The 12,998-nt window shown below is 75.5% G+C and carries 8 protein-coding genes and 1 pseudogene; 3 read left to right on the plus strand and 6 right to left on the minus strand.

Going from position 1 to position 12,998, the window contains the following annotated elements:
- The first annotated feature begins 11 nt into the window (after positions 1-11).
- Positions 12-1,520, plus strand: coding sequence for a helix-turn-helix transcriptional regulator (locus ACQP10_RS16180; RefSeq protein ID WP_433541645.1), 1,509 nt, complete (start codon positions 12-14; stop codon positions 1,518-1,520).
- 57 nt (positions 1,521-1,577) lie between these two features.
- A complete protein-coding gene (locus tag ACQP10_RS16185; protein ID WP_346019890.1) occupies positions 1,578-2,408 on the plus strand; it encodes a formate/nitrite transporter family protein in 831 nt (276 codons plus the stop codon).
- Between the two features lie 194 nt (positions 2,409-2,602).
- Here ACQP10_RS16185 and ACQP10_RS16190 read toward each other — a convergent pair whose 3' ends face one another.
- Positions 2,603-4,990, minus strand: coding sequence for an FtsX-like permease family protein (locus ACQP10_RS16190; RefSeq protein WP_433541646.1), 2,388 nt, complete (start codon positions 4,988-4,990; stop codon positions 2,603-2,605).
- Positions 4,984-5,715 (minus strand): ABC transporter ATP-binding protein, encoded by a 732-nt coding sequence (locus ACQP10_RS16195; RefSeq protein WP_346019923.1) that lies wholly within the window; start codon positions 5,713-5,715, stop codon positions 4,984-4,986. The genes ACQP10_RS16190 and ACQP10_RS16195 overlap by 7 nt, the downstream gene beginning before the upstream one ends.
- A gap of 298 nt (positions 5,716-6,013) precedes the next feature.
- Between ACQP10_RS16195 and ACQP10_RS16200 the strand changes: the two are divergent.
- Positions 6,014-7,173: pseudogene (locus tag ACQP10_RS16200) on the plus strand (saccharopine dehydrogenase family protein).
- Positions 7,174-7,297: 124 nt separating this feature from the next.
- On the opposite strand, the gene ACQP10_RS16205 reads toward ACQP10_RS16200, so the two are convergent.
- From ACQP10_RS16205 to ACQP10_RS16220, 4 genes are all read right to left on the minus strand, one after another.
- Complete coding sequence (locus tag ACQP10_RS16205) at positions 7,298-9,625, minus strand: polysaccharide lyase 8 family protein (RefSeq protein WP_433541647.1); 2,328 nt, start codon at positions 9,623-9,625, stop codon at positions 7,298-7,300.
- 170 nt (positions 9,626-9,795) lie between these two features.
- Positions 9,796-10,263, minus strand: a complete 468-nt coding sequence (locus ACQP10_RS16210; protein WP_433541648.1) for a calmodulin-binding protein — start codon at positions 10,261-10,263, stop codon at positions 9,796-9,798.
- A 684-nt stretch (positions 10,264-10,947) separates the two neighbouring features.
- Positions 10,948-11,616 (minus strand): response regulator, encoded by a 669-nt coding sequence (locus ACQP10_RS16215; protein WP_433541649.1) that lies wholly within the window; start codon positions 11,614-11,616, stop codon positions 10,948-10,950.
- The gene (locus tag ACQP10_RS16220; protein WP_433541650.1) at positions 11,613-12,824 is read right to left on the minus strand and encodes a sensor histidine kinase; all 1,212 of its coding nucleotides are present in this window, start codon (positions 12,822-12,824) and stop codon (positions 11,613-11,615) included. The genes ACQP10_RS16215 and ACQP10_RS16220 overlap by 4 nt, the downstream gene beginning before the upstream one ends.
- Positions 12,825-12,998: the final 174 nt, after the last annotated feature.

The raw sequence follows: 12,998 nt of genomic DNA on the forward strand, positions 1-12,998 counted from the left end.
CCGAGGCGGCCGTGGCCGCCGCCGACGCGGGGCTGCCGGAGCGGGCACAGGCGCTGGCCGAACGGGCCGTCCGCCTCGTCGAGGAGCCGCGCTCCATCGCCAGGCTCGCCGAACTGCGCGCCAGGATCGCCTTCGAACGCGGCTCCGTCCACACCGCGCACGACATCCTGCTCTCCGGAGCCGACCGGGTCGCCGAGCTCGACCCGGCGGCGGCCGGCCTCATGCTCGTCGACGCCGGACGCAACGCCTGGCAGCTCAGCGACCCGCGGCGGGTCGAGGAGGCGGCGGCACGGCTCCGCCGCCTGCGCCTGCGCCCGGAGGACGGCCTGGACGCCGCGGTGGACGCGGTCGAGGCCGCCGCCGTGTCGCTGAACGCCGGCCCGGCCGGGGCGCTGCCGGCCATGCGCCCCCTGGCGCGCGACGCCCGCGGCATCGAACGCGGCTCCTACGGCCTGCGGATCAACGGCGCGTTCGTGGCGGGACTCGTCGGCGAGTTCGAGACACAGCGGCAGATCTCCGTCGCGCTGGTCGAGGAGTGCAGGACGCTCGGCATGACCGGCCTGCTGCCGATCGCCTACGTCACGCTCGCCGGGGCCGAGCTCTACCTCGGCCGGTTCCGCAGCGCCGCCGCCGACGCCGCGGAGGGGCTGCGCATCGCCACCGACACCGGCCAGCCGCACCGCACCGGCTACCTGGAGGGCATCCTCGCCTGGATCGCCGCCGTCGAGGGCGACGAGGACCGCTGCGCCGGGCTGGCCGTCCGCTGCGCCGACCACTTCGCCGCGACCGGGATCGCCAACGGCCTGGCCTGGTCGGAGTGGGCGCTGGCGGCACTCGACCTGAGTCTCGGCCGCCACACGCGGGCGCTGGACCGGCTGGAGGCCGCCCTGGCCGGGCCGGTGCGCCACCAGATCCAGGCGGTCTACTTCGCCCCCGACCAGATCGAGGCCGCCGTGCGGGCGGGCCTGCCGGACCGCGCGAAGGAGCCGCTGGAACGCCTGGCGGAGTGGGCGGACGTCGCGCGGCTCGACTGGGCCGACGCGGTGCTGGCCCGCTGCCGTGCCCTGCTGGAGCCGGACGACGAGATCTTCTCCGCCGCACTGCGGCCGCACGGCCGCCCGCTGGAGCGGGCCAGGGCCGAGCTCGGCTACGGCGAGTGGCTGCGCCGCGAGCGTCGCAGGCGCGACGCCCGGCCCCACCTGCGGGCCGCGCTGGAGACCTTCCAGCGGCTCGGCGCCGGCCCGTGGGCACGGCGGGCCGCCGCCGAGCTGCGCGCCGCGGGTGAGGCCACCGCGGCGCCCGCCGCCTCCGACCGGCTGGCCGCGCTGTCGCCCCAGGAACTGCAGATCGTACGGCTGGCCGTGACGGGCCTGACGAACCGGGAGATCGGCGCCAGGCTCTTCGTCAGCCCCAAGACCGTCAGCCACCACCTCTACCGGGCCTTTCCCAAGCTCGGCGTCTCCTCCCGGGTGGAACTGGCACGTCTCGGCCCGGACCTGGACCCCGACGCCGCGACCTAGACGAGTAGGTCCGGGTGTGCGAGGGGTAGCGGCCGCCGCAAGGGGCATGACGTCTCGGTGAGTGAGTCTTCGGAGTCCGGTTACCGTCATGGTGACGGGCTGACGCAGCCCCCGGTGGAGCCGGAGCCCGAGCTCGAGGATGCCTTCGACCGCCTGGTCAGTGAGGGTTCGGGGCGGTTGGCGCGGCCGTGGTCGACGCTGGTGGTGACCGGCCTGCTCGGTGGGATCGACATCGGCACCGGGGTGCTGGCGTACCTGCTGGTCAAGGAGGCGAGCGGGTCGGCGGTTCTGGCCGGACCGGCGTTCAGCATCGGTTTCGTCGCGCTGGTGCTGGCCCGCAGCGAGTTGTTCACCGAGAACTTCCTGGTGCCGGTGGCCGCGGTCGCGGCGCGGCATGGATCCGTGGGCGGACTGGCCAGGTTGTGGGCGGTATCGCTGGTGGCCAACCTGGCCGGTGGGTGGGGAATCGCCTGGTTGATCATGCAGGCCTTTCCCCGGCTGCATCCGACCGCCGTGGAGGCCGGCACCCACTTCGCGGATCTGGGGATGAACCTGCAGTCGTTCTCTCTGGCGGTGCTGGCCGGCATGGTGATCACGTTGATGACCCGGATGCAGCACGCCACCGACAGTCTCGGGGTCCGGTTGGTGCCCGCCGTGTTGTTCGGCGCTCTGCTGGCCGGAGGCCAGCTGTTCCACAGTGTGCTGGACTCGATCCTGATGTTCACCGCCCTGATCACCGGCCAGGCTCCGTTCGGCTACCTGGACTGGCTGGCGGCGTTGGGCTGGGCCGTCATGGGCAACCTCGTCGGCGGTGTCGGGCTGGTGACCTTCCTGCGGCTGGCGAGGGTGCCGCACCGCCTCGCCGAGGAACGCGGCCACCACGGCTGACGGTGATCGCCCAAAGCCACTGACCGGACTCCGGACTCACCCGCCCAGCGGCTCCGGCCCCGACTCCGGTCCGGCCCTGACCCCGGTCTGGCCCCGACTCCGGTCCGGCCCCGACTCCGGTCCGGAGCGGCGGTCCGCCGCCGCGCCCCGGCCGCGGCGGCTCAGCCCCAGCTCGGCCCCGGCGCAGCCCCGGTTCAGTCCCGGCGCAGCAGCGGCACCGCGGCGGCCAGGGCCGCCAGCACCGCGCACCCGGCGGCCACCGCGCCGACCTCGGGCCACGGCAGGCTGACCGCGACCGGCCCGGCGATCTGCACCAGCGAGCCCCACAGCCCCGCCAGGCCGACCGCGGCGACGGCGGCGGCCAGCACCACGCCGACGGCCACCACCAGCAGCGACTCGCCCATGGCGTACCGCAGCACCTGGCCGCGGGTCGCGCCCAGCAGCCGCAGCGCCGCCCGCTCCGCCGTCCGGTCCGACGCCGCCATCAGCAGGGTGTTGACCAGCGCGATCGCGGTGTAGGCGAGGATGATCCCGAGCACCACCAGCAGCCCGAGGCGGCTGGCCGAGCCGTGCCGGTCGCCCGTCGCGCGGGCCCAGGCGTCCCTGGTGAGCACCCGGACGTCGTGCCCGGCCGCGGCGCGCCGCAGCGCGGACCCGGCCGCGTCCGGAGAGGTGCCCGGCCGCAGCCGCACGTACGCGGTGGTCACCGGCGCGGAGAAGGCGTGCGCGGGGGTGACGTAGGAGTCGGCCGGGGATCCGGCGCCGAGCAGCGCGACCACCTTGAGCGACACCTGGCTGCCGTCGGCCCGCCACAGCTTCGCGGTGTCGCCCAGCGCCAGCTCCCAGGTCTCGGAGACCGCGATGGTCCGGTCGTTCAGCGCCGTCAACGACCCCGCGGTCACCGGCGGGTCCAGCACGTTCACCAGTCCCGCCGGGTCCATCGCCTCGGCGGGCCGCCTGATCAGCGCGGTCGCGCCCTCAAGGGTGTAGACGCCGGTCGGCGCCGCGGCGACGACCTCCACGCCGGGCACGTCCCGCAGACGGCCGAGGAGCCGGTCGTCCAGGCCCGCCGCCCCCTCGGGCAGCACCAGATAGTCGGCCCTGACCGGCGCCGTCCGCATCGCCGCCTTGGCCGCGTCGTTCATCGCGGCCGCGCCGAGCAGCGCGGTGGCCAGTCCGACCGCGACCAGCACGGGCGCCGCGGTCGCCGCGGTCCGCCGGGCGGAGGCGGTGGCCGACGCCGTCACCACGGTGGCGCCCGCGCCGCGGAGCCGGCCCAGCGGCGCGGCGACCAGCCGGGTGACGGGCCGCACGACGGCCGGGGCGAGCAGCCCGGCGGCCGTCACCAGCAGCATCACGACCGGCATGAAGGACTTGTCGTTCGCGGCGCTCAGCGGATCGCGCACCGCGGTCACCACCATGGAGGCCAGGGCGGAGCCGAGCAGCCCCACCCCGAGGATCCGGCGCCCCCAGGTCATCACGCCGGGCTCGACCACCGCCTCACGCATGGCCTCCGCCGGATGGACGCGCCCGGCCCGCGCCGCCGCGACGGCCACCCCGGCCAGCGCGACCACCGCGCCGACGCAGAAGGCGGTGACGGACGGCCAGGTGTATGTGCCCGGCACCAGCCACGACGGCGCCATCCCGAGACCCACCAGCCGGTCCAGGATGGGCCCGGCGAGCACCGGACCGGCCGGCGCGCCCAGCGCGGAGGCGGCCACGGCGACGAGCAACGCCTCGCCGTACACCATGAGGCGCACCTGGCGGCGGGTCGCGCCGAGGGTCCGCAGCAGCGCGAACTCCCGGCGCCGCTGCGCGACCGCGAACGCGAACGTCGAGGACACCACGAAGACCGCGATGAACACGGCGAACCCGGCGGCGATGCCGACGATCGTGACGGCGTTGTCGCGCGCCCGCGCGTCGTCCTCCCGGCTCGGGTCCGCCAGCGCCCGATCCTGCCCGGTGAGGAGCCGCGTCCCCGGCGGGAGCGCGCCGCCCGGCGCGCTCCACAGGGCGAGCGCGTCGACGCGCGGCGACAGGGCGGCGGCCCGCCGGTCGGTGAAGAACACGGTGGGCGGGCCGTCCGTCACCCCCACCACGGTGTACGACTCGGCCCCAGCCCGGGTGAGCACGGTCACCGTGTCGCCCACACGCGCCCCGGTGCTCACCGCGATCTCCCGCGGGCTCCGCGGCGCCCGCCCCGCGAGAAGCCGCTGCGGCGCCGTACGGCGCGCCGCCCAGGGCCGGCCCGTCACGTCCGGCCCGCCCGCGAGCCGGGCCGGGAAGGCCCGGTCCACGACGGCGCCGGGAGAACGGGCCACCAGCTCCGCGTCCAGACCGGCCTTCTCCACCAGGGGCAGGCTCTGCTCGCCCCGCCAGGTGCGCACGTGCACCCGCCCGTCCGGCACGATCACGAACGGCGCGGCGGCGTAGCGCTGCGGACCGCGGTCGGGGGAGTCCACAGTGACGGCCAGCAACTGCCCCATCGCGGCGATCAGCGCCGTGCCGAGGGCGAGGGCGAGGAAGGTGCCGAGGAAGGAGACCAGCCGGGTGCGCAGGGTGCTCCACGCGACGCTCAGCACGACTCCTCCAGCAGCAGCATCCGGGCGGAGACGTCCTCGGCCGTCGGGTCGAGCAGCTCACCGCGGATCCGGCCGTCGGCCAGGAACAGCACCCGGTCGGCGTACGCGGCCGCCGCCGGGTCGTGGGTGACCATCACGATCGTCTGCGCGTGCCGGTCCACCAGCGAACGCAGCAGCCGCAGCACGTCCCGGCTGGTGTTGGTGTCCAGCGCGCCGGTCGGCTCGTCACCGAAGAGGACGGCGGGCCGGGCGGCCAGCGCCCTGGCGATGGCCACGCGCTGCTGCTGGCCGCCCGACAGCTCGGCGGGACGGTGCCCGGCCCGGTCGCCCAGGCCGACGGCCTCCAGGCTCCGCCGTACCAGCTCGTGGTCCACCCGGCGGCCCGCCAGCTTCAGCGGCAGCGCGACGTTCTGCTCCGCGGTGAGCGAGGGCAGCAGGTTGAACGCCTGGAACACGAAGCCGACGCGGTCGCGGCGCAGCAGCGTCAGCTTCCGCTCCGGCAGCCGGGTCAGGTCCCTGCCGTCCAGCGTGACCTGGCCCGACGTCGGCCTTTCCAACCCGGCCGCGCACTGCAGCAGCGTCGACTTGCCCGAGCCGGACGGTCCCATCACGGCGGTGAACGTGCCCTGCGCGAAGGAGACGGTCACGTCGTCCAGGGCGACGACGCCGTGCGCGTGGCGTTTGGTGACTCCCGTCAGCTCGACCGCCGAGCCCAGGGCTTCCATGAGTTTCACGACTGGAACGCTACGGAGGCCACCTCCCGTCCGGTATCGGACAGATGACTGGAACCTGCCGGACGGGAACCGCCGCGGATCGGGCGTCCGGCCCGTCCGGGACCCGGGCGGGCCGGTGCGGTACGGACGGACCGGTGTGGTCCGGGCGGGCTGCGGTCCGGACGGACCGGTGCGGTCCGGTGCGCCGGGAGGCCCCCGGAACGCCCAGAAACACCCCGGAACACTACGGACCCGTCAGGGACATCCCGGCGGGGTGCATGGCGGCTCCCGGAGCGGGGAGTCTCATCCCATGCCCGAAGATCGCCCGTACGACATCGTGCTCCTCGGCGCCACCGGTTTCACCGGTGGCCTCACCGCCGAATACCTCGCCCGCCACGCCGGTCCCGGCGTCCGCTGGGCCGTCGCCGGCCGTAACCGCGCCAAGCTCGAAGCGGTCGCCGAGCGCGTCGGACTCCCCGGCCTGCCGCTGCTGCACGCCGACGTCACCGACCCCGCCTCGCTCGCGGACGTCGCCCGCCAGGCCAGGGTCGTCGCCACCACGGTCGGCCCGTACACCCTGCACGGCGAGCACGTCGTGGCCGCCTGCGCCGAAGCGGGCACCCACTACGCCGACATCACCGGTGAGCCGGAGTTCATCGACCTGATGTACCTCCGACACCACGACCGGGCCGTGCGGACCGGCGCGAAACTCGTGCACGCCTGCGGGTTCGACTCCGTTCCGCACGACCTGGGCGCCTACTTCACCGTCAAGCGGCTCCCCGAGGGCGTGCCGATCGAGATGGACGGGTTCGTCCGGGCCGGCGGCCGGCCGTCCGGCGGCACCCTGGCCTCCGCGCTCCTGGTGCTCTCCCGTGCCCGCCGTACGGCCGAGACCGCGCTGGCCCGCCGCCGGATCGAGGAACGCCCCGCCGGCCGCCGCGCCCGGGGCCGCGCCGGGACGCTCCGCCACGTCGGCGGCTGGGCGCTGCCGCTGCCCACGCTCGACCCGCAGATCATCGCCCGCTCGGCCCGCGCGCTGGAACGCTACGGCCCCGACTTCACCTATCGCCACCACGTCGCCGTCCGGCGGCTGCCCACCGCGCTCGGCCTCGCCGCGGGCGCCGGGGCCCTCGCCGCACTCGCCCAGATCCCCCGGCCCGCTCCTGGCTGGCGGGCCGGATCGCCGCGGGCGACGGCCCCACCCCGGAGCAGCGCGCCAAAGGCTGGTTCAAGGTCACCTTCCTCGGCCGGGGCGGCGGCGAACGCGTCGTCACCGAGGTCGCGGGCGGCGACCCCGGCTACGACGAGACCGCCAAGATGCTCGCCGAGTCGGCCCTGTGCCTGGCCTTCGACGACCTGCCCGAGGCGGCGGGCCAGCTCACCCCGGCCGCGGCGATGGGCGACGCGCTGACCGACCGGCTGCGCCGCGCGGGCGTCACCTTCCGGGTGCTGAGCGACTCGCGCGCCTGACCCGCCCGGCGGGCCGTCCGATGGGGAGAGGGCCTGGCCGACCGAATGGACCAGGGTGCCCACCCGCCGCTGACCTCACCGCGGGCCCGGGGTCGTCCCGTGCGTCCCCGCCGCGGTGAGGACGCTAGCCGAGCCGTACGGTGACCGTGTGCGAGGCGCCCTCGCGGTCCGCCAGCCGGCCCCAGGTGAGGGTGAGCCTCCGCCCGGTCGCCGCGGCGGTCAGGAGCGGGTGACCGCGCGGCACCGCCGACACCGGCCGCTCCCAGGTCACGGTCAGCTCGTCCAGGTCGCGCCGGGGGTCTGCGACGGTCAGCGTGGCCGTGCCGTCGCCGCGCTCCCTGACCAGCACCGCGCACGGGGCCGAGGCGGTCAGCGGCCCGGCGGTCCCGCCGTTCCAGAAGTTGACGGCGGTGACCCCCAGCGACGGCACGTGGACGCCCTGCCGGTGGCGGCTGCCGGCCAGCACGCGGACCCAGCCGGGGTCGGCGGCGCGGGCCCGGGTCGCGTCCGGGCTCGCCCCCGGCATCAGCAGGTAGAAGTAGCCGGCCGAGGCGGGATCGGCGCCGTGGTCCAGCCAGAGCGTCACGTAGCTCCTGGTCACCGCGCGCCCGGCGGCCGTGCGTTCCTCACGGAGCGTGCGCAGCCGGGCGCAGGGCAGCACGTAGCCGCCGTGCCCCTCAAGGTGCGCCCAGCCCGCCGTACGGTCCACCGTGAGGCGCGCGCCGGTCCTGCGGTTGTCCACGACGGTCTCCACCGGCACGCCGTCCGCGCAGCTGATCCCGGCGCCCAGGCAGACCACGGCGTCGTCGAGGAAGAACCAGGACTTGAACGCCTCCAGCGTGCTCTCCAGGCCGGTCAGGTGCTGGCCGACCGCCGCGTACCGGCCGTCGGTGGCGCCGCCCACCCAGCGGCCCGGCGGGCGGGTGTCTCCCCACGCCTCGCCCGTGCCGTCGGCGGGCCGCCGGGTGGAGACCGTCGTGCCGGGCAGGCGGCAGGGGTCCACGGTGTCCCAGAAGAAGTCGGAGTACTGGTCGCCGTGGCCCTCGGCCCACCAGTAGAGCATCCCGGAGCCGGTGTGCCAGCCGCGGAGGTTCTCGCCGTTGCCGTGCTCGTAGTGGCCGATCCGGTCCGAGGCCATGCTGAGGCCCGCGCACCAGCCCCGGCCCCGGTGGACGGCGCGGGCGCTTTCCGGGAACAGCCGGTGCCCGGCGGGCTCGGCGGCGGCGGGGACCCCGTCGTCGTTCAGGAGCGCGACGAGCCGGGCGTGGAACCCCAGGTCCTCGCGTTCGGCCGCCCGCGGCATGGGCCGGACGGCGTCGCGCAGCGCCCACCCCTTGACCATGCTCCGCCAGCGGGCCCGCTCGGCGGCGGAGGCCGTCTCGCCCAGCAGCAGGACCGCCGCGGCGATCGCGCGTCCCCGGGCGTGGTCACCGTACGGCCCGCGGCCGACGGCGCGCCCGCTGACGAGGTCCATGCACAGGCCGTCGTGGACGAACGGGGCGAACGACCTCTCCACCGCGTCGAGGACGACCTGCCGGTTCGGGTCGGTGACCTCCCACGGCGAGCCGCGCAGCACCGCGAACAGGGTCGCGAGCCCCGACAGCAGCGACGCCCCGTAGGTGCCCTGGTAGGGGACCCAGGTGTGCTGGACGAACGATCCGTCGCGGTGGAACCCGTCGCCCTCGGTGACATGGGGGAAGACCGGAGACAGCGCGGCGACGGCCCGCGCCGCGCCGTCCGGGTCGGCGGCGAGGACGGCGCGCAGCAGCCGCACCGTGCACAGGTCCACCCGGTTGGCCCCGGTGCTCGTCCCGTCGTAGTCGTCCAGGACGCACTCGGGCGCGAAGTGGTCCACCGCCTCCAGCAGCGCTCCGGCCCGTCGTTCCCCCAGGTGGTGGTCTGTCAGCAGGGCCGCGTCGAGGAGCGCCCGCGGGACGCCGATCCGCCAGTGCCACCAGTTGCCGGTCGCCTCGGCGCCCGCCGCGTACACCCGCCGCCGGTAGTGGTCCACGCCGTCGGCGACGGCCGCGGCGAGGCCCGCGTCGCCGGTCAGGCCGGTCCCCGGCAGCGCGTACGCGCGGGCCATGGCCCGCAGCCGGGCCGGGGTGGCGGTGAAGGAGGGGAACGGCAGTCCGGGCCAGAGCGACGACGTGCCCGGACGCATGGCGTCCCGGTGCCGCGCCGCCGCCGCGCCCAGCTCCGCCAGCCGGCTCCGGTACGGCTCGGCCGCCGCGTCGAACCCCGACCCCGCCGTGACGTCCCGCCAGGCGCGGCGCAGCGCGACGAAGCGGCCGTCCTCCCGGGGATCTTCCCGGCGGGCGCCGTCCCGGTGCCCGGTCCACGGATGTCCGGTCCACGGGTGTTCGGCCGGGGGCAGGACCAGAGCCCCGGCCGCGACGGTCCCGCCGAGGCGGAGCAGCGATCTCCGGGAGTATCCGATCATGCCGGTCATGCCGGGATTATCACGCGTGAGACCCGCCGCGTGATCGGAACGGCCGGGAGACCGCCTGCCGGTCCGGCGGCCGACGGTGAAACGGCCGTGCCCGCCCCGCTGGAGGACCGGGCGGGCACGGGACGGCGTCGCGGTGCCCGAACGGCACCGCGCCGGGGCCTTCCGGGAGGTCAGCCCGTCGGCGCGTGAACCTCCCGCAGCAGCCGCGATCCCCACGGGCACCAGTGGCCGCCGGGCAGGAACGCGCCGCCCGCCTCGTCGAGGTGGTCCTCGACGTACCGGATCGAGGCGTCGCACACCTCGATGGCGACCTCGAAGAACGAGGTCGTGGCCGGGTCGAGGGTGAAGTCCCAGCCGGGGTTGTAGGGCGCGGGACGCTTGACGATCCTGCCCATGACGTGGGTGCGGTCCCGCTCCGCGCCGCTCAGGATGTCCCGCGCCTGCTTGATCTTGGCGGGGTCGCTGAGCTTGAAAATGAACTTCTCGGGGGCCGGCGGGTAGTCGAACTCGAAGTAGGCGTCGCCGTCGGTGGCGCGCGGGCTCACGTCGTCGGCCTGCTTCGCCGCGGCGGGCTGGGCGAGGGCGAGCATCGCGACCGCCGCGAGGATGCCGATCCGGGTGGTGATGGTGCGTCGCATGGGCAGCTCCGGTGCTGTCGGGCCGTGTCCACGGCCGTTCGTGGCGCAATGTAACAGCGAAGCAACTAAGAGTCACCGATCCGAAGTGGCGCCACGCTGTCAGGCGGAAGGCGGAAGGCGGAAGGCGGAAGGCGGAAGGCGGAAGGCGGAAGGCGGAAGAACGGATGACCGGACAGCCCTGGGACACGTCGCACCACGACGGCCCCGTGTCCCTGGGACATCGAACGGCCGCAATCGGCCGTGGCACGCCTGGCGGCCGAGGGGCGACTCACCGGAACGGTGCTCCGCGGCCTCGGACGCGAGCGGTCGGGACCCGCCTCACCGGCGAGTTCGTCCTCGCTCTTCCGTCCTGGCGTGGAAGCGGGCTTCGATCTGTTCGGCGCTGCGGCGTGCCGCCCGGACCGTCACCCCCGGGCGGGACTGACCGCGGAGGTGTTCCCCGGGGCCGGCCATCGCGTCCGGATGGGCGGTGACGGCCCCCTGGCATCCCACCACCTCGCCACCCTGACCCGATGGATCGGGCACCACACGCCCATGACTCCCACGTCGTGACATGACCGGCACCACCTCGGCACTTCGTCGATCATGACAACATGGCGGGATCACCCCACGGGAGACCACCATGCGGAAGCCCGCGACCGGAAGCCGGCGGATCGCCGGCCGACCGCGATCAGGCCGGCGCGGTCAGAGGTCAGGGGCGGCGGGGCGGACGATACCGCTCTCGTAGGCGAAGACCACCACCTGGGCGCGATCACGCAGCCCGAGCTTGACCAGTACGCGGCTCAAATGCGTCTTGACCGTCGCCTCGGCCAGATGCAACACCGCGGCGACCTCGGCGTTGGACAGCCCACGCGCCACCTGCGTCAGCACCTCGTGCTCGCGCGCGGTCAGCTGCGCCAGCCGTTCGTCCCGCTCAGCGGGCCCCGGCGTCATCTGCGGCGCGAACCTCTCCAGCACGCGGCGGGTGACGCGTGGCGACAGCGCCGCCTCTCCCGCCGCGACGGCGCGGATCGCGCCCAGCAGCTCCTGCGGCCGTGTGTTCTTCGGCAGGAACCCGGCCGCTCCGGCCCGCAGCCCGGCGAAGGCGTACTCGTCCAGATCGAAGGTGGTCAGGATGAGCACGCGTGAGCGCGGGCTGTCGCGCACGATCCTGCGGGTGGCCTCGATGCCGTCCAGGCCGGGCATGCGCACGTCCATCAGCACCACGTCCGGACGCAGGTGCCGCGCCAGCCGGGCTGCCTGCCCGCCGTCATCCGCCTCCCCGGCCACCTCCATGTCCGGCTCGGCCTCGAAGACCATGCGGAAGGCCATCCGCAGCAGCGACTCGTCGTCGGCGATCAGCAGCCGGATCATCGTGGCGCCCCCAGGTCCAGTACGGCCAGCACCCGCCATCCGCCGTCCGCCACCGGCCCGGCGTCCAGGGTCCCGCCGTAGGCGGCCACCCGTTCCCGCATGCCCGCGATCCCGCGCCCGTCGCCCGGGAGCCCGGAGCGGGGCCCGGACGCCCAGGTCCCGGCGCCGAGGAGCCCAGGGGAGCCGGGCACGGCCGGGTCGCGAACATCGGTGACCTCCACCTCGGCGCGGCGCGACGACACCTCGACCCGCACATCGGCACGGGCCCCGGGCGCGTGCCGCAGCGTGTTCGTCAGCGCCTCCTGAACCAGCCGGTAGATCGTCAGCTGGGCGGTGGCGGGAACCGCCTCGGTATCACCGGCCACCCGGACACACGTCGCCAGCCCGGCCGCGCGCATCCGCTCGGCCAGCGGACCGAGCTCGGCGATCCCGGGCGCAGGCCGAAGCATCTCCTGGAGGCGGTCCTCGCCCGAGGCGGCGCGGCCGCGGCCGGTGCCCAGGGAGCGGCGCATGTCCTGCAGGGCCTGGCGTCCCGTCGCGGCGATCTGCTCCATCGCCGCCGCGGCCCGGTCCGGCGCGCTGTGGCGGACGTAGGCGGCGCTGTCGGCCAGCGCCACCATGACCGACAGGTTGTGGGTGACGATGTCGTGCATGTCGCGGGTCATCCGCGCGCGTTCCTCGGCGACGGCCAGCCGTGCCCGCCGCTCGCGGTCGCGTTCCAAGGAGGTCACGTACGCCCGCCGTGCCCGCATCCACAGGCCGGCCATGAGGGCGGCGGCCGCCATCGCGCTCAGCGCGGCCACGGTGAAGGGGAACCGGCCGGGCGGCGCCCAGCGGGCGGCGGCCAGCAGCACCCCGGCCTGCAGCGCGAGCGCCGCCAGCAGGGTGTGGCGCAACGGGCGGCGCGCGGCGACCGTGTACAGGGCCGTCAGGAGGGCGGCGTCGGCGGGAAGCTGCACGTCCAGCGCCCACTGGACGGCGGCGGCGAGGCCGATCGCGCCCAGGACCGTCATCGGAGCGCGCCGTCTCCAGGCCAGCGGCGCCACCAGCGCCGTCTGCAGCGCGAGCAGCCACGGGGGACCCGCCGGCACCTGGCCGGGTCCGAGCGTGGCCAGGAACAGCGCGGCGGCGAGCAGCGCGTCGGCGGGCACGGTCGACCATCGGCTCAGCGCGGTGAGACGGGCCGCCAGATGGCCGGCTGGTTCCATGCACGTCACCCTAGGCGTCCTGCGGGCCGGCTCCCGGTCATCCCCGGGGATGACCGTCATCCGAAAGTCGCATGCGCGCGTGCGACCTCCGCCGCTGGCCCGCGGGCGTGCCGGGCTGCCAGCCTCGTCGGACATCCTTTTCCGTTCGAGGAGCTTTCACATGTCCTATGCCAG

The organism is Streptosporangium sandarakinum, assembly GCF_050942225.1.
Classification (GTDB): Bacteria; Actinomycetota; Actinomycetes; order Streptosporangiales; family Streptosporangiaceae; genus Streptosporangium; species Streptosporangium nondiastaticum.

What these genes read in the sequence shown, in the direction of transcription:
- ACQP10_RS16205 (WP_433541647.1), bottom strand. Translation starts at nt 9,625, where the DNA reads ATGACCGGCATGATCGGATACTCCCGGAGATCGCTGCTCCGCCTCGGC.
- ACQP10_RS16215 (WP_433541649.1), bottom strand. Translation starts at nt 11,616, where the DNA reads ATGATCCGGCTGCTGATCGCCGACGACGAGTCGCTGCTGCGGATGGCC.
- ACQP10_RS16195 (WP_346019923.1), bottom strand. Translation starts at nt 5,715, where the DNA reads ATGGAAGCCCTGGGCTCGGCGGTCGAGCTGACGGGAGTCACCAAACGC.
- ACQP10_RS16210 (WP_433541648.1), bottom strand. Translation starts at nt 10,263, where the DNA reads ATGCGACGCACCATCACCACCCGGATCGGCATCCTCGCGGCGGTCGCG.
- ACQP10_RS16220 (WP_433541650.1), bottom strand. Translation starts at nt 12,824, where the DNA reads ATGGAACCAGCCGGCCATCTGGCGGCCCGTCTCACCGCGCTGAGCCGA.